The sequence below is a fragment of the Pantoea sp. ICBG 828 genome (assembly GCF_002928355.1).
Taxonomy (GTDB): Bacteria; Pseudomonadota; Gammaproteobacteria; order Enterobacterales; family Enterobacteriaceae; genus Pantoea; species Pantoea dispersa.
On record NZ_POWN01000001.1, the window covers coordinates 21,538 to 47,291 of the forward strand.

27 protein-coding genes, 1 pseudogene and 1 other annotated feature are annotated in these 25,754 nt (G+C 56.5%); of the genes and pseudogenes, 11 read left to right on the forward strand and 17 right to left on the reverse strand.

The window, feature by feature from the left end; all coding sequences use genetic code 11:
• Window positions 1-3: 3 nt before the first annotated feature.
• The gene (gene cls, locus C1Y43_RS00110) at window positions 4-1,464 is read right to left on the reverse strand and encodes a cardiolipin synthase (RefSeq protein WP_021510090.1); all 1,461 of its coding nucleotides are present in this window, start codon (window positions 1,462-1,464) and stop codon (window positions 4-6) included.
• A gap of 162 nt (window positions 1,465-1,626) precedes the next feature.
• Here cls and C1Y43_RS23540 point away from each other — a divergent pair, with 162 nt between their 5' ends.
• Window positions 1,627-1,800, forward strand: a complete 174-nt coding sequence (locus C1Y43_RS23540) for a YciY family protein (RefSeq protein ID WP_088517180.1) — start codon at window positions 1,627-1,629, stop codon at window positions 1,798-1,800.
• Window positions 1,801-1,816: 16 nt separating this feature from the next.
• Here the strand turns inward: C1Y43_RS23540 and C1Y43_RS23865 are convergent, their stop codons facing one another.
• Window positions 1,817-1,990 carry a hypothetical protein gene (locus C1Y43_RS23865; protein WP_021510092.1) on the reverse strand — a complete coding sequence of 58 codons (174 nt, stop codon included), beginning with the start codon at window positions 1,988-1,990 and terminating at the stop codon, window positions 1,817-1,819.
• Window positions 1,990-2,286: a YciI family protein gene (locus C1Y43_RS00115; protein ID WP_010617723.1), complete on the reverse strand. Its 297-nt coding sequence runs from the start codon at window positions 2,284-2,286 to the stop codon at window positions 1,990-1,992. Before C1Y43_RS00115 ends, C1Y43_RS23865 begins: the two co-directional genes overlap by 1 nt.
• Before the next feature lie 205 nt (window positions 2,287-2,491).
• On the opposite strand from C1Y43_RS00115, the gene tonB reads away from it, so the two are divergent.
• Window positions 2,492-3,223, forward strand: coding sequence for a TonB system transport protein TonB (tonB, locus tag C1Y43_RS00120; RefSeq protein ID WP_181444748.1), 732 nt, complete (start codon window positions 2,492-2,494; stop codon window positions 3,221-3,223).
• A 52-nt stretch (window positions 3,224-3,275) separates the two neighbouring features.
• Here tonB and yciA read toward each other — a convergent pair whose 3' ends face one another.
• Genes yciA through C1Y43_RS00140 form a run of 4 tightly spaced genes read right to left on the reverse strand, consistent with a single transcriptional unit; the run spans window position 3,276 to window position 5,525 of the window.
• Window positions 3,276-3,692, reverse strand: coding sequence for an acyl-CoA thioester hydrolase YciA (gene yciA / locus C1Y43_RS00125; protein ID WP_058758638.1), 417 nt, complete (start codon window positions 3,690-3,692; stop codon window positions 3,276-3,278).
• A 54-nt stretch (window positions 3,693-3,746) separates the two neighbouring features.
• A complete protein-coding gene (locus C1Y43_RS00130) occupies window positions 3,747-4,286 on the reverse strand; it encodes a septation protein A (RefSeq protein WP_058758637.1) in 540 nt (179 codons plus the stop codon).
• Window positions 4,287-4,346: 60 nt separating this feature from the next.
• Window positions 4,347-5,081, reverse strand: a complete 735-nt coding sequence (locus tag C1Y43_RS00135) for a YciC family protein (protein WP_058758636.1) — start codon at window positions 5,079-5,081, stop codon at window positions 4,347-4,349.
• Window positions 5,082-5,108: 27 nt separating this feature from the next.
• Window positions 5,109-5,525: a YkgJ family cysteine cluster protein gene (locus tag C1Y43_RS00140; RefSeq protein ID WP_104186569.1), complete on the reverse strand. Its 417-nt coding sequence runs from the start codon at window positions 5,523-5,525 to the stop codon at window positions 5,109-5,111.
• A gap of 245 nt (window positions 5,526-5,770) precedes the next feature.
• Between C1Y43_RS00140 and ompW the strand changes: the two genes are divergently transcribed.
• Window positions 5,771-6,403, forward strand: coding sequence for an outer membrane protein OmpW (gene ompW, locus C1Y43_RS00145; RefSeq protein ID WP_104186571.1), 633 nt, complete (start codon window positions 5,771-5,773; stop codon window positions 6,401-6,403).
• Between the two features lie 47 nt (window positions 6,404-6,450).
• On the opposite strand, the gene C1Y43_RS00150 is transcribed toward ompW, so the two are convergent.
• The 6 genes and pseudogenes from C1Y43_RS00150 to C1Y43_RS00180 form a co-directional block, all read right to left on the reverse strand.
• Window positions 6,451-6,765 carry a BON domain-containing protein gene (locus C1Y43_RS00150; RefSeq protein WP_021510099.1) on the reverse strand — a complete coding sequence of 105 codons (315 nt, stop codon included), beginning with the start codon at window positions 6,763-6,765 and terminating at the stop codon, window positions 6,451-6,453.
• Window positions 6,766-6,937: 172 nt separating this feature from the next.
• Window positions 6,938-7,741: a tryptophan synthase subunit alpha gene (gene trpA / locus C1Y43_RS00155; protein ID WP_104186573.1), complete on the reverse strand. Its 804-nt coding sequence runs from the start codon at window positions 7,739-7,741 to the stop codon at window positions 6,938-6,940.
• A complete protein-coding gene (gene trpB, locus C1Y43_RS00160) occupies window positions 7,741-8,934 on the reverse strand; it encodes a tryptophan synthase subunit beta (protein WP_021510101.1) in 1,194 nt (397 codons plus the stop codon). The genes trpA and trpB overlap by 1 nt, the downstream gene beginning before the upstream one ends.
• Before the next feature lie 46 nt (window positions 8,935-8,980).
• A complete protein-coding gene (gene trpCF, locus C1Y43_RS00165; protein ID WP_104186575.1) occupies window positions 8,981-10,348 on the reverse strand; it encodes a bifunctional indole-3-glycerol-phosphate synthase TrpC/phosphoribosylanthranilate isomerase TrpF in 1,368 nt (455 codons plus the stop codon).
• A gap of 1 nt (window position 10,349) precedes the next feature.
• Window positions 10,350-11,943: pseudogene (trpD, locus tag C1Y43_RS24025) on the reverse strand (bifunctional anthranilate synthase glutamate amidotransferase component TrpG/anthranilate phosphoribosyltransferase TrpD).
• Window positions 11,943-13,505, reverse strand: coding sequence for an anthranilate synthase component 1 (locus C1Y43_RS00180; protein ID WP_031280219.1), 1,563 nt, complete (start codon window positions 13,503-13,505; stop codon window positions 11,943-11,945). Before C1Y43_RS00180 ends, trpD begins: the two are co-directional and overlap by 1 nt.
• 23 nt (window positions 13,506-13,528) lie before the next feature.
• Window positions 13,529-13,633 (reverse strand) — a sequence feature (Trp leader region).
• 155 nt (window positions 13,634-13,788) lie between these two features.
• Between C1Y43_RS00180 and C1Y43_RS00185 the strand changes: the two genes are divergently transcribed.
• Window positions 13,789-14,673 carry a PHP domain-containing protein gene (locus tag C1Y43_RS00185; RefSeq protein WP_088517175.1) on the forward strand — a complete coding sequence of 295 codons (885 nt, stop codon included), beginning with the start codon at window positions 13,789-13,791 and terminating at the stop codon, window positions 14,671-14,673.
• 12 nt (window positions 14,674-14,685) lie between these two features.
• On the forward strand, window positions 14,686-15,306 hold the full coding sequence (locus tag C1Y43_RS00190; RefSeq protein WP_021510107.1) for an L-threonylcarbamoyladenylate synthase: 621 nt from the start codon (window positions 14,686-14,688) through the stop codon (window positions 15,304-15,306).
• On the opposite strand, the gene C1Y43_RS00195 is transcribed toward C1Y43_RS00190, so the two are convergent.
• Window positions 15,307-15,963, reverse strand: a complete 657-nt coding sequence (locus tag C1Y43_RS00195) for a serine protease (RefSeq protein ID WP_199189130.1) — start codon at window positions 15,961-15,963, stop codon at window positions 15,307-15,309. It lies immediately after the preceding gene.
• Between the two features lie 818 nt (window positions 15,964-16,781).
• Between C1Y43_RS00195 and rluB the strand changes: the two genes are divergently transcribed.
• A complete protein-coding gene (gene rluB / locus C1Y43_RS00200; protein ID WP_059011621.1) occupies window positions 16,782-17,660 on the forward strand; it encodes a 23S rRNA pseudouridine(2605) synthase RluB in 879 nt (292 codons plus the stop codon).
• A 32-nt stretch (window positions 17,661-17,692) separates the two neighbouring features.
• Here the strand turns inward: rluB and cobO are convergent, their stop codons facing one another.
• Window positions 17,693-18,280, reverse strand: a complete 588-nt coding sequence (cobO, locus tag C1Y43_RS00205) for a cob(I)yrinic acid a,c-diamide adenosyltransferase (protein WP_021510111.1) — start codon at window positions 18,278-18,280, stop codon at window positions 17,693-17,695.
• Entirely contained in the window at window positions 18,277-19,041 is a 765-nt protein-coding gene (locus C1Y43_RS00210; RefSeq protein WP_021510112.1) for a YciK family oxidoreductase, read from the reverse strand. Before C1Y43_RS00210 ends, cobO begins: the two co-directional genes overlap by 4 nt.
• Before the next feature lie 174 nt (window positions 19,042-19,215).
• On the opposite strand from C1Y43_RS00210, the gene sohB reads away from it, so the two are divergent.
• Window positions 19,216-20,262 (forward strand): protease SohB, encoded by a 1,047-nt coding sequence (sohB, locus tag C1Y43_RS00215; protein WP_058758624.1) that lies wholly within the window; start codon window positions 19,216-19,218, stop codon window positions 20,260-20,262.
• Window positions 20,263-20,288: 26 nt separating this feature from the next.
• Here sohB and C1Y43_RS00220 read toward each other — a convergent pair whose 3' ends face one another.
• On the reverse strand, window positions 20,289-20,537 hold the full coding sequence (locus C1Y43_RS00220; protein WP_058771275.1) for a DUF2498 family protein: 249 nt from the start codon (window positions 20,535-20,537) through the stop codon (window positions 20,289-20,291).
• Between the two features lie 370 nt (window positions 20,538-20,907).
• On the opposite strand from C1Y43_RS00220, the gene topA reads away from it, so the two are divergent.
• The 4 genes from topA to C1Y43_RS23870 all read left to right on the forward strand — a co-directional run bounded on the left by topA (window position 20,908) and on the right by C1Y43_RS23870 (window position 25,503).
• Window positions 20,908-23,505, forward strand: a complete 2,598-nt coding sequence (topA, locus tag C1Y43_RS00225; RefSeq protein WP_058774627.1) for a type I DNA topoisomerase — start codon at window positions 20,908-20,910, stop codon at window positions 23,503-23,505.
• Between the two features lie 192 nt (window positions 23,506-23,697).
• Entirely contained in the window at window positions 23,698-24,672 is a 975-nt protein-coding gene (gene cysB / locus C1Y43_RS00230; RefSeq protein ID WP_021510116.1) for an HTH-type transcriptional regulator CysB, read from the forward strand.
• A 492-nt stretch (window positions 24,673-25,164) separates the two neighbouring features.
• Window positions 25,165-25,323, forward strand: coding sequence for a YmiA family putative membrane protein (locus C1Y43_RS00235; RefSeq protein WP_071813666.1), 159 nt, complete (start codon window positions 25,165-25,167; stop codon window positions 25,321-25,323).
• 3 nt (window positions 25,324-25,326) lie between these two features.
• Entirely contained in the window at window positions 25,327-25,503 is a 177-nt protein-coding gene (locus C1Y43_RS23870) for a hypothetical protein (protein WP_021314644.1), read from the forward strand.
• Window positions 25,504-25,754: the final 251 nt, after the last annotated feature.

The window sequence follows — 25,754 nt, forward strand, 5'->3', positions numbered from 1 at the left end:
GTTTTACAGTAAAGGGCTAAAGAAGTAAAACAGTCGTTCGACGATGCGCTGCCACCAGGCACGTTTTGCCCAGCGCGCGCCGTCCAGCAGACGCGAACGGGCGATATAATCATCCTGGACCGTGGCGAGATCGCTACCAAAGCCGTCATCATCCACCACCAGCGTGATCTCGAAGTTGAGCCACAGGCTGCGCATATCCAGGTTCACCGTGCCCACCAGGCTGAGCTGACCGTCCACCAGCACGCTCTTGGTGTGCAACAGGCCATCTTCAAACTGATAGATTTTCACCCCGGCTTCCAGCAGTTCAGTGAAGAAGGCGCGGCTGGCCCAGCCGACCAGCAGCGAGTCATTATGGCGCGGTACAACAATGCTCACCTCAACGCCACGCAGCGCGGCGGTACAGATGGCGTGCAGTAAGTCGTCGCTCGGCACGAAGTAGGGCGTGGTCATGATCAGCTGCTCGCGCGCTGAATACACCGCCGTCAGCAGCGCCTGATGAATCATGTCCTCGGGGAAGCCCGGACCTGAGGCGATCACCTGAATGGTGTGACCGCTCTCCTGCTCAAACGGCATCACATTGCCGTCCGGCGCCGGCGGCAGAATGCGTTTGCCGGTTTCGATTTCCCAGTCGCAGGCGTAGACGATGCCCATGGTAGTGGCCACCGGGCCCTCCATGCGCGCCATCAGATCAATCCATTGACCCACGCCAGCATCCTGTTTAAAGAAGCGCGGATCCACCAGATTCATGCTGCCGGTATAGGCAATGTAGTTATCGATCAGCACCACTTTGCGGTGCTGACGCAAATCCATGCGGCGCAGGAACACACGCCACAGGCTGACCTGCAATGCCTCGACCACATCAATACCGGCGTTGCGCATCATGCCTACCCACGGACTGCGGAAGAACGCCACGCTGCCGGCGGAGTCCAGCATCAGGCGGCAGTGCACGCCGCGCCGTGAGGCAGCCATCAGCGATTCCGCCACATCATCAGCCAGACCACCCGGCTGCCAGATGTAGAACACCATCTCAATATTATGGCGCGCCAGCTGAATATCGCGGATCAGCGCCTGCATCACGTCATCGGCGCTGGTCAGCAGCTGCAGCTGATTGCCTTTAACGCCGGCAATACCCTGACGATGACGGCACAGCTCGAACAGGGAGCGCGCCACGTCACTGTGTTCAGTCGCGAAAATGTGACGACACTGTTTCAGGTCGTTGAGCCATTTGGCGGTCGAGGGCCACATGGTGCGGGCGCGTTCAGCGCGACGTTTACCTAAATGCAGTTCGCCAAACGACAGATAGGCGATAATACCCACCAGCGGCAGAATGTAGATGATCAGCAGCCAGGCCATCGCTGAGGTCACCGCTCGCCGCTTCATCAGGATGCGCAGCGTAACCCCGGCAATCAGCAGCCAGTAGCCAAACAGCAGCAACCAACTGATAAGGGTATAAAATGTGGTCATAAAGTGGACGTCCCGTTCGCGCTTTGATGGGCAAAGTTTACGTGTTGATCTGCGCCAGCGAAACCTTTAATCGTTGATGACGTTTCGATGAAGGTTTCGATTTGGCATTTTTAGCCAGATCACTATAATGCGTCGCGGGTTTAGCCAGTCAGAGAGGATGTGATGAGACGCAGCAGAAATGAAGTGGCCCGCTGGAGAATGTTACGCCAGGCGCATCGCCGTCGTGCCCGCTGGCTGGAAGGGCAGTCACGTCGTTATAAGCGCATCCATGCGATTCGTCATCAGGTGGCGCAGCAGCAGCGTCGCTCTATCCTGTTTATCACGCAGAATACCTGAGCAATGAACGCGGTCGTCAGTGGCCGCGTAATACCAGTGAAACATTCACTATCTGCAGGGCCGCCGCCAGTACCACCAGCATGACGATGTGCTGGCGCGCCTGACGCCAGCCCTGACGGCGCCACAGCCACAGCGCACGACCAATCAGCAGCAGCACCAGCACTAACAACAGAAGGGGCTGCCACTGCATCAGAACACCCGTTTAAACGGTTTAACCGTGACTTTATCGTACACGCCAGCGGCGATATACGGATCGTCATTGGCCCACGACTGGGCCGTTTCCAGCGATGAGAACTCGGCAACAATCACAGAACCGGTGAAACCAGCCGGGCCCGGCTCATTACTGTCGACGGCAGGCAGAGGACCGGCGACAATCAGACGCCCCTCATCCTGCAGCAGCTGCAGACGCGCCAGGTGTGCCGGGCGCACAGAGTTACGTTTTTCCAGTGAATCTGCGGTATCTTCCGCATAAATGACGTAAAGCACGATGGGATACTCCCGTTAGACTTGCCGAATTTGCGAGACACGTTAAGTGATCGCTAAACAGAGTGCAAACGAAAGATAATGGGCGCGCGCTGCAACGCAGGCAGGGTTAAAAAGCGCCTTTCTTTTGGCCTTCAGTAGCGTGCTTATTGAAACTGATTGCTATTTGCATTTAAAATCAGCGCTTCACTCAATGAACATGACTGATATGACGACGTTGACTACGCCTTTTCCAACCCGAACGCCTGTGTCCGTGATTTTGTCCGTGCTCCTTCACGGTTCGGTAATCGCCGGCATTCTTTATGCTTCATTTCATCAGACCATTGAGGTTCCTAAAGCGTCTCAGCCTATCAGCATTAGCATGGTGGCACCGGAAGTGCAGCCTGAACCGGCACCGGCAGCAGTAACCCCGCCGCCGCCGCCCGAACCGGAACCCGAGCCGGAGGTCGCACCAGAGCCACCAAAAGCCGAGCCGGTGCCGATCCCTAAGCCGGAACCTAAACCGAAGCCAAAACCGAAACCGAAGCCAAAGGTGGAGAAAAAGGCAGAGCCGAAGCCGCGCCAGCAGGTGAAGCCGCAGGAGAATCCGTTTAAACAGGACGCGCCAGCCGCGCAAACGCGCCCCTCGACGGCACCGAAGAGTAACCCGTCCCCAACGCAGACGGTGTCGGATGGACCGAAAGCGATGAGCGTCAGCAAGCCGGCGTATCCGGCGCGTGCGTTCGCGCTGCGCGTTGAAGGGCGGGTGCGGGTGAAGTTTGACGTGGACAGCGATGGGCGCGTCGATAACGTCGAGATTTTGTCCGCCGAGCCGCGCAACATGTTTGAGCGCGAAGTGAAGCAGGCGATGAAGAAGTGGCGCTATCAGCCAGGGCGGCCGGGCAAGGGGCTGACGATGAACATCGTGTTCCGCATTAACGGCGGCGCGAACATCGAGTAAAGCCAGACAGGCAAAGAAAAAGCGGCCATTCCGGGCCGCTTTTTTTATACGCTTAATTGCTCAGATTGGCCTGGCCTTCCGGCAGCGGACGGGATTTCCCGCTGTTATCGACCGCTACGTAAACAAACACCGCTTCGGTGGCGCAGTAAGTCTGGCCGATCGGTTCGGACGACACTTTTTTAATCCACACTTCCACGTTAATGGTCATCGAGCTATTGCCGGTGCGGATGCAGCGCGCGTAGCAGCTCACCACATCCCCGACGGCGACGGGCTTGAGGAAGGTCATACCATCCACGCGCACCGTTACCACGCGGCCTTTGGCAATCTCTTTAGCCAGTATCGCGCCGCCCATATCCATCTGCGACATCAGCCAGCCGCCGAAGATATCACCGTTGGCATTGGTATCTGCCGGCATCGCCAGGGTACGCGAGACCATCTCGCCTTGCGGCAACTTATGTTTTTCGTCCATTGCTCAGTTCTTCTGCAGGTGAAGACAAGCCCGGCGGAGACCGGGCTGCATCGATTATTTTTGTTCTTGTTGCGGCATCTGTCGCCAGATGTACAGGCCGCTTAACAGCGTAAACAGCAGGGTCAGGCCGGTAAGACCGAACACCTTAAAGTTAACCCAAAACGCCTGGGATAACCAAAACGCGACATAAATATTCGCCAGGCCGCAGGCCAGGAAGAACAGGGCCCAGGCGATATTCAGCCGACGCCATACCGCACCCGGCAGCTGCAGCTCTTTGCCAAGCATGGTCTGGATCAGCGGTTGCTGCATAAACCACTGGCTGTACAGCAGTGCCAGCGCAAACAGCGAGTAAATCACCGTGACTTTCCACTTGATGAACTCATCGTTGTGGAACACATAGGTCAGGGTGCCGAACACCGCAACCAGCACAAAGGTGAAAATGGTCATCTTTTCCAGCTTGCGGTACAGCACCCAGCTGACCACCAGCGCGATACCGGTCGCCACCACCAGCGCGCCGGAGGCGACGAAAATGTCGTACAGCTTGTAGAAAATAAAGAAAACTACCAGGGGAAGAAAATCGAGTAACTGCTTCATAGCGTTTCCAGTCAGGGGCAGGAGCGTTGAGTTACGGCGCCGCCGCGGGCGCCATAACGCTTAACGTAACAGCATATACAGCCGGTACAAATAGATAATCAGAATGGCTGATACCAGGTTGCCCAGCGCGTTGAGCACCACTGAAGCGATATTGGCAGGCAGCACGGTCAGCGAGGAGAAGAAGAACATCAGCGCAATTTTCGCCAGCAGCCACAGAATAATTGCCGGGGCGATCACCTTAACGTTCTTCCAGGCCAGACGCATACTGGCGCGCATCGCACTGAAAATGCCCATTTTTTCACTTGCCAGCATCACCGGCGCCAGCGACAGCAGAATCGCCAGAATCACACCCGGCACCATCAGTACCATAAAGCCCAGCTGCACCAGCAGGGTGATCAGGAAGGTCTGCACCAGCAGTTTCGGCAGCAGCGGCGCAGAGGCGCCAATCGCGCGCAGCGCGCTGACGCGCTGTCCACTGGATACCATCGGCAGCAGGCACAGCATGCCGCCCAATAGCAGCGTGTTGCCAATCAGGGCAGCGAAAGTGCCGGCGGCAGAGGCGCGCAGCAGAATGCGTTGCTGATCCGGTGACATGTTCTGGACGATTTCAAACAGCGAAGAGGCGCTGCTGTCGGTCTGGCTGAGCAGGGATAACTGATCCTCGCCCGGCGTCAGGGCGTGGCCAACAATCACGGTAATAAACGAGGTCAGCAACGCCATCAGCACGATGGTGACCAGCTGATGGCGCAGAAAATTTCCTGTGTCACGGTATAACGAGCTTGCCGTGATAGACATGTACACTCCTTGAAGGAACCGGGTTAATTAACCCGGCGATTGTACATGTTCTTCAGGCAGGCTGGCACCCGGAATCCCATAACTTTCTGTCATCTCAGGTAAAGAAGGGTGAAAAAGCGCGGGTAAACCATAGCGCGCCCGCGCGCGATCGCAGGCGTCATTCGGCACGCCATTTTCGCCGGACATGGCGAACTCCCGGCACGGTGACGGCCGCTGCGCATAAATCCCACAGGAAACACAGCCGCCAATTTCACCCTGCAGCGCCACGCAGCGCGGGGCACGATCGTTGGTGCCGCGCATGTTGCGCATCATCAGGCTCAGGGGTTCTGTCAGTTCAACCGGCACCGCGCCACCGCCGTCGTCGGCTTCGGCCCAGTAAAAAGAAACGCGAAAATGGGCGCAGCAGGCGCCACAGGTCATACAGGGGTTAAGTAAATCGCTCATCTGATCGCCCGCCACTCCTGAGGCTTCGAACCAAAATCACAAAAGGGGAATAGCAACATAATCACGCCGTGTCATGGCGGCAACAGGATTTTTATGTCCGCTTGTAAAGGCAAAATTGATCTGAATCAATTCATTGTTTTATAAGTGATTAATTTGAATTGATGCTGATGATCTTTTCGCAAAAAAGGGGTAAATCTTGTGCCGCGATTAACCTCAATACCCTTTTTTCCGGCAAAGGAGTGATTATGAAACTGGCTAAATGCGCGCTGCTGCTGGCGCTGGCGATCCCGCAACTGGCACTGGCTCACCAGGCCGGTGATTTTTTTGTGCGCGCCGGTAGCGCGACCGTTCGTCCGACCGAAGGCTCTGATAATGTGCTGGGTATGGGCGGCTTCAGCGTCAGTAATGATACCCAGCTGGGTCTGACGTTTACCTGCATGGCGACCGACAATATCGGCGTTGAGCTGCTGGCGGCCACGCCGTTCCGCCACAAAGTGGGACTTGGCCCGACCGGCAACCTCGCTACCGTGCGTCAGCTGCCGCCCACCCTGATGGCGCAGTACTACTTTTTCGACAGCCAAAGCGCGCTGCGCCCTTACGTTGGTGTCGGGATCAACTACACCACCTTCTACGATGCGAAGTTCAACCAGACCGGGCAGGATGCGCAGCTGAGCGATTTGAGCGTGAAAGATTCATGGGGCGTGGCGGGTCAGGTCGGGCTGGATTATCAGATCAACCGCGACTGGATGCTCAACGCGTCATTGTGGTACATGGACATCGATACCGAGGTGAAATTCAAAGCGGCGGGCGAACAGCAGAATATCAATACCCGCATCGATCCATGGGTGTTCTTCTTTGGCGCGGGCTACCGTTTCTGATTTTTACACCAGAAAGAAAAAGGGCGACCCGCAGGTCGCCCGTTTAGTTACTTAATCTGCATATTGTTGACGACGGATTTTACCCCCGCTACGTTACGCGTTACCGCAACCGCGCGGTTGGCCATCTGCGGCGAGCTGACAAAGCCGCTCAGCTGTACTTTCCCTTTGAAGGTCTCAACGTTAATTTCTGTCGATTTCAGCGCCTCGTCATTCAGCAGCTGTGCCTTCACTTTGGTGGTAATGACCGTGTCATCGATGTAACCGCCGGTCCCTTCCTTTGTTGCTGTTGGTGCACAGGCACTTAAGGTGAGCGCCATCACTGCAGCCACTAAAAAACCCGCAACGACTTTGAACAATTTCATTGGTTATCTCCCTGTCATAGATGGTGGTGCACCGTAACGTGACGGCACGCTTAAGTGTGGGCCGTGCCTCGCATTTCGGCAACTCAGGTGCGATGAAAAAGTTTGTCGCAGGGGAGAAAAAAAGAGGCAGGAAGTAAGAAGGGCCCTGCAGCCAGTGCAGGGCCGTGCCAACTTAGCGGGTAGCCGCTTTGAGATCGCTGACGAACGTTTGCAGTTCGCTGAGCAGCGCCGTTGGGTCGTTCTGATTACGCTCGATGATTTTCACGATGGCCGAGCCGGAGATGGCTCCGGCGGCTCCGGCGGCAACTGCCTCTTTCACCTGACCCGGCTCAGAGATGCCGAAGCCCTGCAGCGGTGGCGCAGCATGATATTCGCGCAGCTTCTCGATCAGATGATGCAGCGGCAGGCTGGCGCGATTTTCCGCACCGGTAACGCCGGCGCGTGACAGCAGATAGGTGTAGCCACGGCCGTGCGAGGCGATTTCGCGCAGCAGATCGTCATCCGCGTTGGGCGGACAGATAAAGATCGGCGCAATGTTGTGACGCATCGCCGCCTGGCGGAATGGTGCCGACTCTTCCACCGGCACGTCAGCCACCAGCACCGAGTCAACGCCCACCGCAGCACACTGCGCGTAGAAGTTGTCGATACCTCTGCTGAACACCAGGTTAGCGTACATCAGCAAACCAATCGGTAGCTCGGGGTATTTCTGGCGCACGGTGGCGAGCATTTCAAAACACTGCGCCACGGTGGTGCCGGCGGCAAAGGCACGCAGCGTAGCGCCCTGAATCGTCGGGCCATCGGCCAGCGGATCAGAGAACGGAATGCCCAGCTCCAGCGCATCCGCACCGCCCGCGACCAGCGCATCAATAATCTTCAGCGACAGCGCCGGCGACGGATCGCCAAGGGTGACGAAGGGCACAAATGCGCCTTCCTGTTTCGCGGACAGACGTTGAAACAGCTGATTATAACGCTCCATCAGATCTCTCCCTTAGCTTTCAGAATATCGTGAACGGTAAAGATGTCTTTGTCGCCGCGGCCGGAAAGGTTTACCACCAGCAACTGCTCTTTGTCCGGGTTTTCGCGGATCATCTTCAGCGCATACGCCAGCGCGTGCGATGACTCCAGTGCCGGAATGATGCCTTCGGCACGACACAACGTTTTAAAGGCATCCAGCGCTTCATCATCCGTGATTGACACGTAGTCAGCGCGGCCGGTGCTGTTCAGGTGCGCATGCTGCGGACCGACCGACGGGAAATCGAGACCGGCAGAGATGGAGTAGGACTCTTCGATCTGTCCCTCTTCGGTCTGCATCATCGGCGCCTTCATGCCGAAATAGATGCCGACGCGACCGTGCTTGAGCGGCGCACCGTGCTCACCGGTGTCAATACCGTGACCCGCAGGCTCCACGCCGATCAGGCGCACGCTGCTCTCTTCGATGAAATCCGCAAACATGCCGATGGCGTTAGAACCGCCGCCGACGCACGCCAGTACCGCATCCGGCAGGCGACCCTCTTTTTCAAGAATCTGCGCTTTGGTCTCTTCGCCAATCATGCGCTGGAATTCACGCACAATGGTCGGGAACGGGTGCGGACCTGCGGCAGTGCCGAGCATGTAGTGTGCGGTTTCGTAGCTGCCGGACCAGTCGCGCAGCGCCTCGTTACAGGCATCTTTCAGCGTGGCCGAGCCGCTGTGTACCGGAATCACCTCTGCGCCCATCAGCCGCATACGGAACACGTTGGGTGACTGGCGCTCAACGTCTTTCGCGCCCATGTAAATACGGCATTTCATGCCGAGCAGGGCACACGCCAGTGCCGACGCCACGCCGTGCTGACCGGCGCCGGTTTCCGCGATGATCTCGTTTTTGCCCATGCGTTTTGCCAGCAGCGCCTGGCCCAGCACCTGGTTAGTTTTGTGTGCGCCGCCGTGCAGCAGGTCTTCGCGCTTCAGGTACAGGCGGGTTTTGCTGCCTTTGGTCAGGTTGCTGCACAGCGTCAGGGCCGTCGGGCGACCGGCGTAGTTTTTCAGCAGGTCAGTGAATTCAGCCTGAAACGCCGGATCGCGCTGTGCTTCAACAAAGGCCGTTTCCAGCTGACGCAGTGCTGGCATCAAAATCTGCGGCACATACTGGCCGCCAAATTCGCCAAAGTAGGGATTAAGTAATGTCGTCATCGTGTCCTCTTCCTTATCCGGCCCGCCCGCAGGCGGGCAGACGCAATTAATAGGCGCGCAGCGTGCGGAATACCGCCGCGACTTTGCTGGCATCTTTGATGCCCGGCGCGGATTCCACGCCGGAGTTGAAGTCGAGGCCGGCACAGCCGAGCTGAGCGGCTTCGACGCAGTTATCGGCGCTCAGGCCTCCGGCCAGCAGCACATCAGCCAGCTCTTCACCCTGCAGCAGCGACCAGTCAAAGCGCTGACCGCTGCCACCCTGGCCATTATCCAGCACGTAGCGATCAACGTGCGGCCAGTCGCGTGGCGGCAACCGATCTTGAATGCTCAGCGCCTTCCAGATGCGCACGCTGGCTGGCAGCGCCTGGCGAAGTTCCGCAACGTAGGCTTTGTCTTCGTCGCCGTGCAGCTGGACGGCCGCAAGCGATAAACGTGTGGCTAACGTGACAACGTCACCGATAGGCTGATTGCGGAACACGCCGACATACTTCAGCGGCGCAGCGGCGATCACCACCTGCGCCTGCGCCTCGTTAACCTGGCGCGGCGAACCGGCGGCAAAGATCACGCCGCCATACAGCGCGCCAGCCTGATGCGCGGCCTGCGCATCTTCCGGGCGGGTCAGGCCGCACACCTTGTTATCGCCCAGCAGCACGCGGCGTACACCGGCGTCGAGGTCGTGCTCTTCCATCAGCGCCGAGCCAATTAAAAAGCCGTTAGCAAAATGGCTCAGCTCGCGCACCTGGGCGTAATTATGGATGCCGGACTCGCTGATTACGGTGACGCCATGGCTGAGACGCGGGGCCAGCTGACGCGTGCGATTCAGGTCAATCGACAAATCACGCAGATCGCGGTTGTTGATGCCGACCACTTTAGCTTCCAGCGCAATAGCGCGCTCCAGCTCTTCTTCGTTACTGACTTCGGTCAGCACGCCCATTTTCAGACTGTGCGCCACCGCAGCCAGCTGACGGTACTGCTCATCATCCAGTACGGACAGCATCAGCAGAATGGCATCGGCCTGATAATGGCGCGCCAGGTAAATCTGGTAGGGATCAATAATAAAGTCTTTGCACAGCACCGGCTGCGTGATGGCGGCGCTGACCACCGGCAGGAAATCAAAGCTGCCCTGGAAATATTTCTCATCGGTCAGCACTGACACCGCAGTGGCGTAATGGCGGTAGATCCCGGCGATAGTCGCGGGATCAAAATCGGCGCGAATCAGCCCTTTCGACGGGGAGGCTTTTTTACACTCCAGAATGAAGACGGTGCGCGTGCCACGGAGCGCTTCGTAAAAATGACGCTCCGCCGGCTGCAGATCGTTCTGGAAGGAGGCCAGCGGCTGCTGCGATTTCCGTGCTTCAACCCATAGGGCTTTATCCTGCACAATTTTCTCTAATACGGTGCCCTTGATACTCATTTCATCCTCTCGCTGCCAGTGCCACAACGCGCTCGTACGCCTGACCGCTGCGAATGGCAGCCATGGCGCGCTCAGCGTTATCGCGCAAATCTTCATTTCCGAATACTTTCAGCAACATTGCGACATTTACCGCAACGGCCTGCTCGTGGGCGGGCTGGCCTTTACCCTGGAGCAAACGCGTCAGAATGTCACGGTTTTCTTCCGGTGTGCCGCCGGCCAGTGCCTCTTTCGGCTGGAAGCTGAAGCCAAAGTCTTCCGGCGTCAACTGGTAACTGGTGATCTCGCCGTCACGCAGCTCAGCGACCTGGGTCGCACTGTGCAGCGCCACTTCATCCATGCCGCCACCGTGCACCACGGCAGCACGCTGGTAGCCCAGCACTTTCAGCGTCTGGGCAATGGGCAGCACCAGTTCCGGACTGTAGACGCCAATCACCGCCAGCGGTGGGCGCGCCGGGTTGATCAGCGGACCAAGTACGTTAAACAGCGTGCGGGTTTTCAGCTGCTGGCGCACCGGCATCGCGTGGCGGAAACCGCTGTGATACTGCGGCGCAAACAGGAAGCAGACGTTGAGATCGTCCAGCGCCTGCCGTGCCTGCTGCGCCGGCATGTCGAGATTGATACCGAAAGCGGCCAGCAGATCGGAAGATCCGGATTTGCTGGAGACGCTGCGGTTGCCGTGCTTGGCCACTTTCAGCCCGCAGGTGGCGGCGACAAAGGCGCTGGCCGTTGAAATATTAATGCTGTTGCTGCCATCACCGCCGGTGCCAACGATATCGGCAAAGGTATAGTCCGGACGCGGGAAAGGTCTGGCATCGGCCAGCAGCGCGGAGGCGGCACCGGCGATCTCTTCCGGGCGCTCGCCACGCACTTTCATGGCGATCAGCGCCGCTGCCAGCTGCGTCGGCTCCAGCTGTCCGGTAATAATCGCGCTGAACAGCTGGTGGCTCTCGGCCTGGCTCAGCGTTTGCGCCTGATACAGTTTTTCCAGAATAGTTTGCATCATCATCTCCCTGTTATTTCGCCAGCGCCCAGGCCAGTGTTTGCTCCAGCAGACGTGCGCCCTGCGTGGTGAGAATCGACTCAGGATGGAACTGGAAGCCGCACACGCGGTCCGTTTCGTGACGCACCGCCATCACCATGCCGTTGTAGCTGGCGTTAACCGTCAGTTCCGCCGGCGTATTGCTGCCCACCAGCGAGTGGTAACGCGCCACCGGCAGCGGGTTGCTGAGGCCGGTAAACATTGCCTCGCCATCATGGGTAATGGCGGAGGCTTTACCATGCAGAATTTCGCCCGCCTGGCCGACGTGCCCGCCGTAAGCTTCGACGATGGCCTGATGGCCGAGACAGATACCAATGATCGGCAGCTGACCGCGCAGCGCCTGTAACAGCTGCGGCATGCAGCCGGCATCTTTCGGTGCGCCAGGGCCGGGTGAGAGCATCAGCACCGGGTTTTCCATCTGCTGCAGGCGGTCGATCAGCACTTCTGCCGGGACGTTGTTGCGGTAAATCACCACGTTGTGGCCAAAGGTACGCAGCTGATCAACGAGGTTGTAGGTAAAGGAGTCGATATTATCGAGCAGCAGGATATCGGCCATCAGAAAATCTCCTTGCAGTGATGGGCAGTAGCGATGGCGCGCAATACCGCGCGGGCTTTGTTGCGGCTCTCATCCGCTTCAGCCTGAGGCTGAGAATCCAGCACCACGCCGGCACCGGCCTGCACAGTGGCGACGCCACCTTCCACCCAGGCGGAGCGGATGACGATGCAGGTATCAAGGTCGCCGCTGGCGGTAAAGTAGCCGACCGCGCCGCCGTAGCTGCCGCGCCGCGTGCCTTCTTTTTCCGCAATCAGCTGCATCGCACGCACTTTCGGTGCACCACTCAGCGTGCCCATGTTCATGCAGGCGCGATAGGCGTGCAGCACATCAAGATCGTTGCGCAGCGTGCCAACCACGCGGGACACCAGATGCATCACAAACGAGTAGCGGTCCACTTTGGTTAAATCCGCCACGTAACGGCTGCCGGGCACACAGATACGCGCCAGGTCGTTGCGCGCCAGATCCACCAGCATCAGGTGCTCAGCCAGCTCTTTATGATCGGTGCGCATTTCCAGTTCAATACGGCTGTCCAGGTCGCGATCCAGCGAGCCATCCGCATGGCGACCGCGCGGACGCGTACCGGCAATCGGGTAGATTTCGATCTGGCGTGAGCTGGCGTCATACTTCAGCGAGCTCTCCGGCGAAGCGCCGAACAGCGCAAAATCCTGATCCTGCATAAAGAACATATACGGGCTGGGGTTGCTGTTTTTCAGCGTATCGTAAGCCGCCAGCGGTGACGGGCACGGCAGTGAGAAGCGGCGCGATGGTACCACCTGGAAAATTTCACCGATGCGAATGGCCTGCTGCAGTTCGCTTACCACGTTGCAGTAAGCTTCATCGCTCTGGCTGGTGCTCAGCGTCATCTGCTCGACGCGCTGCACCGGCAGCGCTGGCGCTGGCTGCGTCATCTGACCGTGCAGCTGTTCGATACGGCTCTGCAGACGCTGAAACTCGCTGGTGGACGGCGCAAACAGGCTGGCCTGCAGACGGGCGCTGCGCTGCTGGTGATCGATCACCAGTAACGTTTCGGCGAGGTAGAAACAGTAATCCGGGCAGCTTTGGTCATTGCGCAGCGGCGGCAGATCTTCAAATCCCGCCACCAGATCGTAGGCAAACAGGCCGCCCAGCAGCATGGCTTCACGTTCTTCGGCCGGGCTGTTAACCAGATGCGGAATCAGACGCAGCGCATCAAACACCGACAGCGCTTTCAGGCGGGAGTCTTCATCGTGCAGACCCTCAACCGGCGTGAAATGCAGCTCACGTCCGTCCGGGCGCACGGCGATGCGCACCTCGGGGGGCAGTGCTTCGTCCAGCAGCGGCAGCAGCGCGCGGCCGTTTTCCGACAGCGCCTGCAGGGTAACAACATTGCCCAGGGCGCTGATGCGCAGCGCGCTGTCGACAATCAGCAGGCTTTTCAGGTTCTGCTTGCTGTCGATATCGGCAGATTCAAGCAGCAGAGTTGCCGGACGTGCGCCGCATAATTGATGAAACACTGCGGCCGGATCTTCGCGGTAGGGCGCGGTACCGGTAATCAACTTCAATGTAGGTTTCGCATTAGCCATAATGGATTCTCTGAATTTCGCTCAAAAAAAAGCCCGCTCGGTGGCGGGCTCAGGTATCTGCACTGCGGTTACGCAAAATGTGCATGACGACGTCGCCCGTGAAAGGGATCATCGCGCCACCAACCATTAACATGCGTACCGATAAGAGCCATGATTAAATACCCGTTACGTGTGAACTTGTGTACTAGTTAACTGGTTCGGGTGAAAAAAGTCAATACCCTTTTTCAGTTACGGGCAAAATCGTTATCATGCCAGCCGGTTTAATGCAGTCGCTGGAGTGACCTTGTCAGATATCGCCCGTTTTCCACTTTATGATTTACACAGCCATACCCAGGCTTCTGACGGTTTGCTGACGCCGACCGCGCTGGTGCAGCGCGCCGTTGAGATGCACGTCGGCGTGCTGGCGATTACCGATCACGACAGCGTGGCGGGCGTTGCTGAAGCGCAGGCGGCGGTGCAGCAGCTTCAGCTACCGCTACGGGTACTGGCCGGTGTGGAAGCGTCGACGCTGTGGGAAAACCACGAAATTCATATTGTCGGGCTCAACGTTGATACGCAGCATCCGGCGTTAACCGCTTTTCTGGCGCAGCAGCACCAGTGCCGTATGGCACGTGCAGAGTTGATTGCTGAACGGCTGGAGCGCGCGCGCATTCCTGACGCGCTGGCCGGCGCTCAGCGTCTGGCGCAGGGCGGGGTGATCACCCGCGGGCATTTTGCCCGCTATCTGGTAGAGCTGGGCAAAGCCGATAACATGGCGCAGGTATTTAAAAACTATCTGGCGCGCGGCAAAACCGGCTACGTGCCACCACAATGGTGTACAATTAAACAAGCCATTGATGCTATTCATCATTCTGGTGGCGTGGCGGTGCTGGCCCATCCTGCGCGCTACGGACTGTCGGCCAAATGGCTGAAGCGACTGATTGCGCATTTTGCCGCAGAAGGCGGCGATGCGATGGAAGTGGCGCAGTGTCAGCAGGCACCGAATGAACGTACCCAGCTGGCGAGCTATGCGCGCGATAATCAGCTGGCGGCTTCGCAGGGGTCCGATTTTCACCAACCCTGTCCGTGGATTGAACTGGGGCGCAAGCTATGGCTGCCGGGCGGCGTGGAGCCGGTCTGGGAGCGTTTTCCCGCTTTAGCGCCGGTCAGATCGCACGTTGATGGGTGATATGAGGTTTTTATGAGTCAACTTTTTCACATTCATCCGGAAAATCCGCAGCCGCGTCTGGTTAATCAGGCGGTGGATTATCTCAATAAAGGCAGCGTTATTGTCTATCCGACCGATTCCGGCTACGCGCTGGGATGCCGTCTGGAAGAGAAGAATGCCATGGAACGCATCTGCCGCATTCGTCAGCTCGATGGTAACCATAACTTTACCCTGATGTGCCGCGATCTTTCTGAGCTGTCGACCTATTCGCAGGTGGATAACAGCGCGTTTCGCATTCTGAAAAACAATACGCCAGGCAATTACACCTTCATTCTGAAGGCCACTAAAGAAGTGCCGCGTCGCCTGATGAACGATAAACGTAAAACCATCGGCCTGCGCGTCCCGTCAAACCCGGTGGCGCTGGCGCTGCTGGAACGCCTCAATGAGCCGATGATGTCGACCTCACTGATGCTGCCAGGCAATGATTTCACTGAATCCGATCCGGAAGAGATCCAGCACAGCATCGGCAAGCTGGTGGATTTAATTATCGATGGCGGCACGCTGGGCCAGCAGCCAACCACCGTGATCGATCTCACCAGCGATGCGCCCGTCATCGTGCGTGAAGGGGCAGGCGATACCCGCCCGTTCCTGTGATTACGCCGGGCCGGGCGCTGTTTGTGGCGTCTGGCCGATATTGGCTTCCAGCCAGCGTTTGAAATCGCCGTACGGAATGTACAGCGAGACATCTTTTAAGATGACTTTTTTGCTGCGTACGTTAGCAATTTCATGGCTGTAACCCACAATCACTCCGCTGATTGTCTGGTCGGCATTATAGACAGCTCCACCCGACATCCCCTGAACGACACCGGCATCGGAAGCCATTGCCATGCAGGGCTTTTTATTCCAGCGATTATTAATGGCGGTGCGCGCCAGATTAACGCCGCTCGACTCGACCGGCATCGCGGAAATAAAACTGTAGCCATACATTTTAATTGGCTCGCCCACCGCGCTGCTGCGGAATTTCGCCAGCGTATCCGGACTGTTTTTATGATAAATAATCGCGACGTCGCAATAGGGGTGATAAGCCTTCACGCGCTGCACGGCGGTTTTGGCCACGTGCGCGGCAGTCAGACTGTATTCCGGCGTTAACGGAATGGTTGTACCGAGGATGCCCAAACCGAGTACCGTCGGGATGCCGGTCACGCTCATATCCACGTGCTGCAGCGCCGTACGACTGTACTCAGTATGGCCCACGGAACAGCCGCTCAGTGCCAGCGCTGTAAGCGCCGGCCAAAGCAGGGAGGTTCTCATGATGGCGGTCTTCATTTAATGTCCGTCAGCAAAATCCCTGGTGAAGACTTTCGACAGACAAATTAAATTCAATCCGTGAAACGATTAGCGCGCCATTTCCTGAGCGCGCCGGATTATATTATCAGGCCAGCTGTACCATTATTTGTTAATGGCTTGTTGTTTGAAAGCTTATAAAAAGTAATTAAAATTTTTTCTGATACTGCTTAGCCGAATTCAGGATTAAATTTTACACAGTTTTCGCGGCAGAACAATTCATCATATTTAATCTTTATCAAATAAAAACGAAAATACAGACTTAATCCAACCTGCAGCGCCAATCCGCTGTATGGCTGGGGCTGCTGGCTGCAATAAGCTTTACTAACACCACTATTTAGTTCTTTATGCTGATTTTGGTGTTTTGCGCCGATTTTCTGTTTGCACAACTGCAGCCTGGCCGGGAACGCTGCGGGTAACAGACTGGTGAGTCTCTTTAATCTATTGCGGCACTAATCGGCGCAACATTAAATAAATAAACGGTCTCAGGCAAAACGACGTAATTTCAGCGGGTTGCGCAGGCTATCATCACGCTCTTTACGCAAATCAATCAGAAATCTGAATCAATGACCTTGCTGCCCGCTTCAGCCTCCGGATCACAGGCGCTTTATTATCGGCAGAAAAGGAAAAGGTGTTAACGAAACTGTAGCTGGTGTAAAATCTCCGGCCGTCCGCGCTGGCACCTGGCGCGAAGCGGTCACAGATTCTGATACGGGACCTGGTAACGCCGGTATCTTACCTCTTCATTACCACGACGCCTGGGAAGGCGACAACGAGGCAGCTCCATGAGCGAGAAATTACAAAAAGTATTAGCGCGCGCCGGACACGGTTCGCGCCGTGAAATCGAAGCAATGATTTCAGCCGGACGCATCAGCGTCGATGGCAAACTGGCGACGCTGGGCGATCGCATCGAAAATGACAAAACCCTGAAAATCCGTATTGATGGCCATCTGGTATCGATTGCTGAATCGGCCACCGAGGTGTGTCGCGTACTGGCGTATTACAAACCGGAAGGTGAGCTGTGCACGCGCAACGATCCGGAAGGGCGCCCAACGGTATTTGATCGCCTGCCGCGCCTGCGCGGTTCACGCTGGATTGCCGTCGGCCGTCTGGACGTGAACACCTGCGGTCTGATGTTGTTCACCACCGACGGTGAGCTGGCCAACCGCCTGATGCACCCAAGCCGCGAAGTTGAGCGTGAATACGCAGTGCGCGTATTCGGTGAAGTGGATGACGAAAAAGTGCGTCAGCTGAGCAAGGGCGTGCAGCTGGAAGACGGCCCGGCAGCGTTCAAAACCATCAAATTCGCCGGCGGTGAAGGCATTAACCAGTGGTACAACGTCACCCTGACGGAAGGGCGTAACCGTGAGGTGCGTCGTCTGTGGGAAGCGGTTGGCGTGCAGGTAAGCCGTCTGATGCGCGTGCGCTACGGCGATATTCAGCTGCCAAAAGGTCTGCCGCGCGGCGGCTGGATGGAGATGGAACTGCCGGCGGTCAACTACCTGCGTAAGCTGGTGGGACTGCCGGAAGAGACGGTGACCAAAGTGGCGGTCGAGAAAGATCGTCGCCGCACCAAAGCGAACCAAATCCGCCGGGCGGTGAAACGTCATAGCGCGGTAAGCAATAACAGCCCGCGTCGCAACAGTAATAAACGCGGTTCCTGATGCTCCCTGACGCCGCGCCTGCGGCGTCAGTTTTACCAGTCGATTCCCTGCTGTGCCTGAATTCCAGCGTCGAACGCGTGTTTGACCGGACGCATCTCGCTGACGGTATCCGCCAGTTCCAGTAGCGTGCGGTGACAGCCGCGCCCGGTTATGATCACACTTTGCTGCGGCGGACGCTGCTGCAGTGCAGTGACCAGCTCATCCAGATCGAGATAATCCATACTCACCATGTAGGTGATTTCATCCAGTATCACCAGATCCAGCGACGCGTCTTGCAGCATGCGTCTGGCGTGTTGCCACACCTGCTGGCAGGCGGCCGTATCGCTGGCACGGTTTTGCGTCTCCCAGGTAAAGCCGGTGGCCATCACCTGAAACTCCACGCCGTGCTGCGCCAGCAGATTACGTTCACCATTGGGCCATTCGCCCTTAATAAACTGCACGGCAGCCACATTTTTACCGTGGCCGCAGGCACGTAAAGCGGTGCCAAAAGCGGCGGTGGTTTTACCTTTGCCGTTGCCGGTAAACACCATCAGGATGCCGCGCGTTTCGGTGGCGGCGGCGATGCGGGCGTCAACCTGTTCTTTCAGCCGCTGCTGGCGTTGCTGGTGACGATCGCTCATGCGCTGGCCGGTCCCGGTTTGCGCCCCGGTTGTGCATCGTAGCTGATCCCGGTTTTACGGCGGCTGTCATCACCCATCAGATAGAGGTAGAGTGGCATCAGGTCGGCCGGGGTTTTCAGCAGGCTGGCATTCTCCTCCGGGAAGGCGCTGGCACGCATTTTGGTGCGCGTGCCGCCGGGATTGATGCAGTTCACCCGAAGATGGCGGTTTTTATACTCATCGGCCAGCACCTGCATCATGCCTTCGGTGGCGAATTTCGACACGGCATACGCGCCCCAGCCTGCGCGGCCGGTGCGGCCCACGCTGGAGGTGGTGAACACCAGCGAACCGGCGTCGGATTTTAGCAGCAGCGGCAGCAGCGCCTGCGTTAAATAGAAGGTGGCGTCGAGGTTGATTTGCATCACCTGCTGCCAGACCGCCGGATCGAGTTCCGCCAGCGGCACGATCTCACCGAGAATGCCAGCGTTATGCAGCACGCCATCCAGCCGCGGCACCAGCGCGGCAACCTGTTGTGCCAGCTGCTGGCAGCTTTCCGGTGTGGCGTGCGCCAGATCCAGCAGCAGCGTAGCCGCGGGCTGTTTATTGAGCTGATTAATCGCCTCAGCGGTTTGCTGCAGCGTGGTGGCATTGCGGCCGAGCAGAATCACGCGCGCACCGTAGCGCGCATAGGTCAGGGCGGCTTCACGGCCGATGCCGTCGGAAGCACCGGTCACGAGAATGATGCGATTGTCCAGCAGGTCGCTTTTCGGTTGATAATGCACAGCGATGTCCTTTGCAGGTCAGAGGGTTTTTTGGCTTTATGCCTCAATTTGGCGCAAGGTGCAATCGCCGCAACGCGCATTCTGTGCCGCCTGCCGGCATTTCAGGCGACGAACGGCATCAAAGCGGGTAAACTCAGGGTTTGACTGTAATTCACTGTTTAATAAGGCGGCAGAATGGATTTACTCTCCAGCTATGGATTATTTCTGGCCAAGGCCGTCACCGTCGTGGTGGCGATCGCAGCTATTGTACTGATTGTGCTAAATGCCGCGCTGCGTAAACGTCACAGCGGCGGTCAGCTGCGCTTAACCCATCTCGACGAAGCCTATCGTGAGATGAAAGAGGACCTGCAGCTGGCGAAGATGAAGCCGCAGGCGCAAAAAGTGTGGCTGAAGCAGCATAAGAAAGAAGAGAAACAGAAAGCCAAAGCCGAAAAGCGCAATGCCAAAGCCGGTGTAACTGAAGCGGCGAAGCCGACTCTCTATGTGCTGGAGTTCAAAGGCAGTATGGACGCCGGCGAAGTCAGCTCGCTGCGCGAAGAGATCTCCGCGGTGCTGGCGGTGGCACAGCCGGGTGATGAAGTGCTGCTGCGGCTGGAAAGCCCCGGTGGCGTGGTGCACGGTTATGGCCTGGCCGCGTCGCAGTTACAACGTCTGCGTGATGCGGGGCTGCAACTGACGGCGGTGGTGGATAAAGTTGCCGCCAGCGGTGGATACATGATGGCCTGCGTTGCGGATCGCATCGTGGCGGCGCCGTTCTCCATCATTGGTTCCATCGGCGTGGTGGCGCAAATCCCCAACTTTAACCGGCTGCTGAAGCGTAACGACATTGATGTGGAGCTGCACACTGCCGGCCAGTACAAACGTACGCTGACGCTGTTTGGTGAGAATACCGAGGAAGGGCGGGAGAAGTTTCAGGAAGACCTGAATGAAACCCATCAGCTGTTTAAAGATTTTGTGCATCAGATGCGTCCGGCGCTGGATCTGGACAAAGTGGCGACGGGCGAACACTGGTATGGCCGTCAGGCGCTGGATCTGGGGCTGATTGATGAGATTGGTACCAGCGATGCGCTGATCATTGCGCGCATGGACCGTTTTAGCGTGCTGGGCGTGCACTTCGCGCGCAAGAAAAAAATGATTGATCGCGTGACCCACAGTGCCAGCGTGGCAGCCGAGCGGCTGATTCTGAAAATCTGGCAGCGCGGTGATAAACCGCTGTTGTGAACCAACCCGGCGCAGGCCGGGTTTTTTTATGCCAGGTGATACTGCGCGGAGAGCACCACGGCAAGGTGCTTAAACACGTTAAACACCGCCGTGGTTTTGGCGGTCGGCAACCCTTCATCGTCGAGGAACCACGGGCCGCGAAACACCAGAACCTCGCCCTGCTGAATCACCTCAGTGGCTTCCATCCCGGCAAAATATTCATCGTGCTGCTGAAGGAGCTGATTAGCGATTTCCAGTAGCGCCTGGTGTGAAATGGATTCCGTTTCTGCTGACATTTTTCACCTCTTTTTTGACAGCGAATTTTCTCCTTCTATATTACTTGCCTGTCGGTGCGTTCAGCAAATCAGCGTTCGGTCAGAAAACTGGCGAGAAATTAAACAGAATGCTAATTAAGTTGCGTAACAGATTTTATCAGGTAGAGTGTGGGCGATTCAGCTTTCAGGGAGATCACACCAGGATGTGTGATACCGTCAGACGGAAAACTCGCTCTTAATCATCAAGTTGCAAATGCCGATGCAATCTGACCAGAGATTGTCCCCGCTGGCTTGAAAAGCAAAAAGTCAGCAGCAATATTGAACCCATTGGGTTTTGGGGCTGCCAATCCTCTCCCGTTTATCAGGACGTTTCAATTAGGTAAAGGTACATATGGGTAAAGCACTCGTCATCGTTGAGTCCCCGGCAAAGGCCAAAACAATCAATAAATACCTCGGTAATGACTACGTGGTGAAATCCAGCGTCGGTCATATCCGTGATTTGCCGACCAGTGGTTCAACGGCCCGTAAAAGTGCCGACGGGGAAAAGGCGAAAACCGGCAAGAAAGTAAAGAAAGATGAAAAGGCCGCGCTGGTTAATCGCATGGGCGTTGACCCGTGGCACGGCTGGGAAGCGGACTATCAGATTCTGCCCGGCAAGGAAAAAGTCGTCTCCGAACTGAAGAACCTGGCTGCCGATGCCGACCACATCTATCTCGCAACCGACCTTGACCGCGAAGGGGAAGCCATTGCCTGGCACCTGCGGGAAGTGATCGGCGGCGATGACAAACGCTTCAGCCGCGTGGTGTTTAACGAAATCACCAAAAATGCGATTCGTCAGGCGTTCGAGAAGCCGGGCGAACTGAATATTGAGCGCGTCAATGCGCAGCAGGCGCGTCGTTTTATGGACCGCGTGGTGGGCTATATGGTCTCGCCGCTGCTGTGGAAAAAAATTGCCCGTGGCCTGTCAGCCGGACGCGTGCAGTCGGTTGCTGTGCGTCTGGTGGTGGAGCGCGAGCGCGAAATCAAAGCCTTCGTACCGGAAGAGTACTGGGAAATTGACGCCGATCTGTCGACGCCGAAAGGCGATGCGCTGGCGGTCAGGGTGACGCATCAGGGCGACAAAGCGTTCCGCCCGGTGAACCGCGAGCAAACCGAAGCGGCCGTGGCCATCCTGGAAAAGGCGCGTTACGCCGTTCTGGATCGTGAAGACAAGCCGACCAGCAGCAAACCGTCGGCGCCGTTTATTACCTCGACGCTGCAGCAGGCGGCGAGCACCCGCCTTGGTTTTGGCGTGAAGAAAACCATGATGATGGCGCAGCGTCTGTATGAAGCCGGTCACATCACCTATATGCGTACCGATTCCACCAACCTGAGTCAGGATGCGGTGGCGATGGCGCGTGGCTACGTGGAGAAAAAATTCGGTAAGAACTACCTGCCGGATGCGCCCAACACCTACGCCAGCAAAGAGAATTCACAGGAAGCGCACGAAGCGATTCGTCCTTCTGATGTCAACGTTGCCGCCGAGCAGCTGAAGGATATGGAAGCGGATGCGCAGAAGCTGTATCAGCTGATCTGGCGCCAGTTCGTGGCCTGCCAGATGGTGCCCGCGCAATATGATTCCACCACGCTGACCGTCGGCGCGGCAGATTTCAAACTGAAAGCGAAAGGGCGTACACTGCGTTTCGACGGCTGGACCAAAGTGATGCCGGCGCTGCGTAAAAATGATGAAGATTTGACGCTGCCGCCGGTGAACGTGGGCGACACGCTGGATCTGAAATCCCTGCTGCCGGGCCAGCACTTTACCAAGCCGCCGGCGCGCTTCAGCGAAGCTTCGCTGGTGCGCGAGCTGGAGAAGCGTGGCATTGGCCGCCCGTCTACCTATGCCTCGATCATTTCCACCATCCAGGATCGCGGTTACGTGCGGGTGGAAAACCGCCGTTTCTACGCCGAGAAGATGGGGGAGATTGTTACCGATCGTCTGGAAGAGAACTTCCGTGAGCTGATGAATTATGATTTCACCGCGCACATGGAAGACAGTCTCGACCAGGTCGCGAATAACGAAGCGCAATGGAAAGCGGTGCTGGATTCATTCTTCAGTGATTTCAGCCAGCAGCTGGAGCAGGCGGAGAAAGATCCGGAAGAGGGCGGCATGCAGCCGAACCAGATGGTGCTGACCTCCATCGATTGCCCAACCTGCGGACGTAAAATGGGGATTCGCACCGCCAGTACCGGCGTGTTCCTGGGCTGTTCCGGTTATGCACTGCCGCCGAAAGAGCGCTGCAAGCAGACCATTAACCTGATCCCGGAAAACGAAGTGCTTAATGTGCTGGAAGGCGATGATGCCGAAACCAACGCGCTGCGCGCCCGTCGTCGCTGCCAGAAGTGCGGCACCGCGATGGACAGCTACCTGATCGACAACGGCCGTAAACTGCACGTCTGTGGTAATAACCCGGAGTGTGACGGTTATGAAATCGAGCAGGGTGAATTCCGTATTAAAGGTTATGACGGTCCGATTGTTGAGTGCGAAAAATGTGGCTCTGAAATGCACCTGAAGATGGGGCGTTTTGGTAAGTACATGGCCTGTACCAACGACGAGTGTAAAAATACCCGTAAGATTCTGCGTAACGGCGAAGTCGCGCCGCCGAAAGAAGATCCGGTACCGCTGCCGGAGCTGCCGTGCGAGAAATCGGATGCGTATTTTGTGCTGCGTGACGGAGCTGCGGGCGTGTTCCTGGCCGCTAACACCTTCCCGAAATCGCGTGAAACCCGTGCGCCGCTGGTGGAAGAGCTGCAGCGCTTTGCTGACCGTCTGCCGGAGAAACTGAAATATCTGGCCGAAGCGCCGGCAGTGGATCCGGAAGGCAATAAAACGCTGGTGCGTTTTAGCCGTAAGACTAAACAGCAGTATGTTGCCTCAGAAAAAGAGGGCAAAGCGACCGGCTGGTCAGTTTTCTATATCGACGGTAAGTGGCAGGAAGCGAAGAAGTAATCCCCCTGGAGGCCAGCGTTCGCTGGCCTTTTTCCCATCCTTATAGCTAATCGTTCTACATTCTTACGTTAACTGATATAGTAGTTATAGCTTATTGCATTTTGCTGACTCGCTTTCCCTCATTATTACGCCATCAGGGCGGATACACGCCTGCAGGGAATGCACCTCTGTCGCTATCGGGAAGATATAACTATGAAATTGCAGCAGTTGCGTTACATCGTTGAAGTCGTTAACCACAACCTCAATGTCTCCTCCACGGCAGAGGGGCTGTATACCTCGCAACCGGGCATCAGTAAGCAGGTGCGCATGCTGGAAGATGAGCTGGGCGTGCAGATTTTTGCCCGCAGCGGCAAACATCTGACGCAGGTGACGCCAGCGGGTGAAGAGATTATCCGTATTGCCCGCGAAGTTTTGTCCAAAGTGGATGCGATCAAATCGGTCGCCGGTGAACACACCTGGCCAGATAAAGGATCGCTGTACGTGGCCACGACCCACACTCAGGCGCGTTATGCACTGCCTGGCGTAATCAAAGGCTTTATCGAACGCTATCCGCGCGTTTCCCTGCATATGCATCAGGGCTCGCCCACACAAATTGCTGAGGCGGTCTCCAAAGGCAATGCCGATTTCGCCATTGCCACCGAAGCGCTGCATCTGTACGACGACTTAATTATGCTGCCGTGCTATCACTGGAACCGTGCCATTGTGGTCACGCCGGATCATCCGCTGGCGGGGAAATCCAATGTGTCGATTGAGGAGCTGGCTGATTTCCCGCTGGTGACTTACACCTTTGGTTTTACCGGCCGCTCAGAACTGGATACTGCGTTTAACCGTGCCGGTTTAACGCCGCGTATTGTTTTTACCGCAACCGATGCCGACGTGATCAAAACCTATGTGCGTTTAGGCCTGGGGGTTGGGGTGATTGCCAGCATGGCGGTGGACCCGGTTTCCGATCCGGATCTGGTGCGCATTGAAGCTTCAGAAATCTTTACCAATAGCACCACCAAGATTGGTTTCCGGCGCAGCACCTTCCTGCGCAGCTATATGTATGATTTCATTCAGCGCTTCGCACCGCATCTGACGCGAGACGTGGTGGACGCCGCTGTGGCGCTGCGCTCAAACGAAGATATCGAAGCGATGTTCCGCGATATCAAGCTTCCTTTCAGGTAATCACCTAACTCATTATTTTTGCGGGATGTCCAGCGACTTCCCGCACACCTCCCGCCGCTTAGCACCAGCAGAACCTCAAAAAATTCCATTATTTTTTTGTAAATGAAACATGCGTCACATGTTTTTTCATTGTTATTTATTAAATGCGAATCAGTACACAATTTTTACTTTGCCGCTTTGCGGACTGCCAGGAATATTCCCATACTCCAGTTAAGAGCTGATGAGAAAGGGCTTTTTAACTGGCTCGTTAAATTAAACTCAAATTTAGAGTGGATCTAATTTTGGTTTAAGCCAAATTTACAATGTAACTATTAAATTAATAGTTTGCAGCGTGCTTAAATTTATCTCATCAGTTTTGGCGGTTTTGATAAATAGCGTTAATCGTTGTGCTCAATAAAAATAACTGGATTTTTGGACTTAACAAGTTTAGGATTCGTCCTAAATCTTCATCGTTGTTATCAATCGTTTTATTGAGAGTGATTATCAAAAACTATGACTACGAGATTAACTGTACAACCGGACTTCCGGGCTAAAAGCACCAAGGTAGAGCGTTCAGGTAACATCCGTCGCAAAGCCTGGTTGACTGTCTTCGCTGCTTCAGCACTGTTCTGGGTAGTGGTGGCGTTAATGATTTGGCGTATGTGGGGTTAAGCCATGTGGGCAAATACACTCAGTCGTAAATATCCGGTCGCTGCGCGTCAGCCTAAAGCACCGGTGTGCAAAGCCAAAGAAGCGCCTGCTGAACCGCAAGTGGCAATCCCGGCTTCCTGGGAACTGAGTGAACAGCAGCGCAGCTTTATTGAATCATTCATGGATCCGAAGTCTAAATAACGCAGTCTGCGTCCAATTCTTATTAAGACATACTGTCGCGCATTTTTACCGGACTCTCCGGTGGGCACGTTAAAAGCCCGTCCTTTAACACTCAGCATCTAAAAAAACGGTGTCATCAGTACAACGCTGAAGACGATGGCTTTTTGTTGCCCGCGATCCGGGAGGAGTGACAGATGAATACCACAACTTTTTCATGGCTCAGCGTTTATGCCTTCTCAATGGCCTTTTGGGCTGCGGCCGTCTGGGCCGTC

Coding starts and splice junctions, on each gene's coding strand:
- cls (WP_021510090.1), bottom strand. CDS start 1,464: ATGACCACATTTTATACCCTTATCAGTTGGTTGCTGCTGTTTGGCTAC.
- C1Y43_RS23540 (WP_088517180.1), top strand. CDS start 1,627: ATGAGACGCAGCAGAAATGAAGTGGCCCGCTGGAGAATGTTACGCCAG.
- C1Y43_RS23865 (WP_021510092.1), bottom strand. CDS start 1,990: ATGCAGTGGCAGCCCCTTCTGTTGTTAGTGCTGGTGCTGCTGCTGATT.
- tonB (WP_181444748.1), top strand. CDS start 2,492: ATGACGACGTTGACTACGCCTTTTCCAACCCGAACGCCTGTGTCCGTG.
- yciA (WP_058758638.1), bottom strand. CDS start 3,692: ATGGACGAAAAACATAAGTTGCCGCAAGGCGAGATGGTCTCGCGTACC.
- C1Y43_RS00130 (WP_058758637.1), bottom strand. CDS start 4,286: ATGAAGCAGTTACTCGATTTTCTTCCCCTGGTAGTTTTCTTTATTTTC.
- C1Y43_RS00135 (WP_058758636.1), bottom strand. CDS start 5,081: ATGTCTATCACGGCAAGCTCGTTATACCGTGACACAGGAAATTTTCTG.
- C1Y43_RS00140 (WP_104186569.1), bottom strand. CDS start 5,525: ATGAGCGATTTACTTAACCCCTGTATGACCTGTGGCGCCTGCTGCGCC.
- ompW (WP_104186571.1), top strand. CDS start 5,771: ATGAAACTGGCTAAATGCGCGCTGCTGCTGGCGCTGGCGATCCCGCAA.
- C1Y43_RS00150 (WP_021510099.1), bottom strand. CDS start 6,765: ATGAAATTGTTCAAAGTCGTTGCGGGTTTTTTAGTGGCTGCAGTGATG.
- trpA (WP_104186573.1), bottom strand. CDS start 7,741: ATGGAGCGTTATAATCAGCTGTTTCAACGTCTGTCCGCGAAACAGGAA.
- trpB (WP_021510101.1), bottom strand. CDS start 8,934: ATGACGACATTACTTAATCCCTACTTTGGCGAATTTGGCGGCCAGTAT.
- trpCF (WP_104186575.1), bottom strand. CDS start 10,348: ATGAGTATCAAGGGCACCGTATTAGAGAAAATTGTGCAGGATAAAGCC.
- C1Y43_RS00180 (WP_031280219.1), bottom strand. CDS start 13,505: ATGGCTAATGCGAAACCTACATTGAAGTTGATTACCGGTACCGCGCCC.
- C1Y43_RS00190 (WP_021510107.1), top strand. CDS start 14,686: ATGAGTCAACTTTTTCACATTCATCCGGAAAATCCGCAGCCGCGTCTG.
- C1Y43_RS00195 (WP_199189130.1), bottom strand. CDS start 15,963: ATGAGAACCTCCCTGCTTTGGCCGGCGCTTACAGCGCTGGCACTGAGC.
- rluB (WP_059011621.1), top strand. CDS start 16,782: ATGAGCGAGAAATTACAAAAAGTATTAGCGCGCGCCGGACACGGTTCG.
- cobO (WP_021510111.1), bottom strand. CDS start 18,280: ATGAGCGATCGTCACCAGCAACGCCAGCAGCGGCTGAAAGAACAGGTT.
- sohB (WP_058758624.1), top strand. CDS start 19,216: ATGGATTTACTCTCCAGCTATGGATTATTTCTGGCCAAGGCCGTCACC.
- C1Y43_RS00220 (WP_058771275.1), bottom strand. CDS start 20,537: ATGTCAGCAGAAACGGAATCCATTTCACACCAGGCGCTACTGGAAATC.
- topA (WP_058774627.1), top strand. CDS start 20,908: ATGGGTAAAGCACTCGTCATCGTTGAGTCCCCGGCAAAGGCCAAAACA.
- cysB (WP_021510116.1), top strand. CDS start 23,698: ATGAAATTGCAGCAGTTGCGTTACATCGTTGAAGTCGTTAACCACAAC.
- C1Y43_RS00235 (WP_071813666.1), top strand. CDS start 25,165: ATGACTACGAGATTAACTGTACAACCGGACTTCCGGGCTAAAAGCACC.
- C1Y43_RS23870 (WP_021314644.1), top strand. CDS start 25,327: ATGTGGGCAAATACACTCAGTCGTAAATATCCGGTCGCTGCGCGTCAG.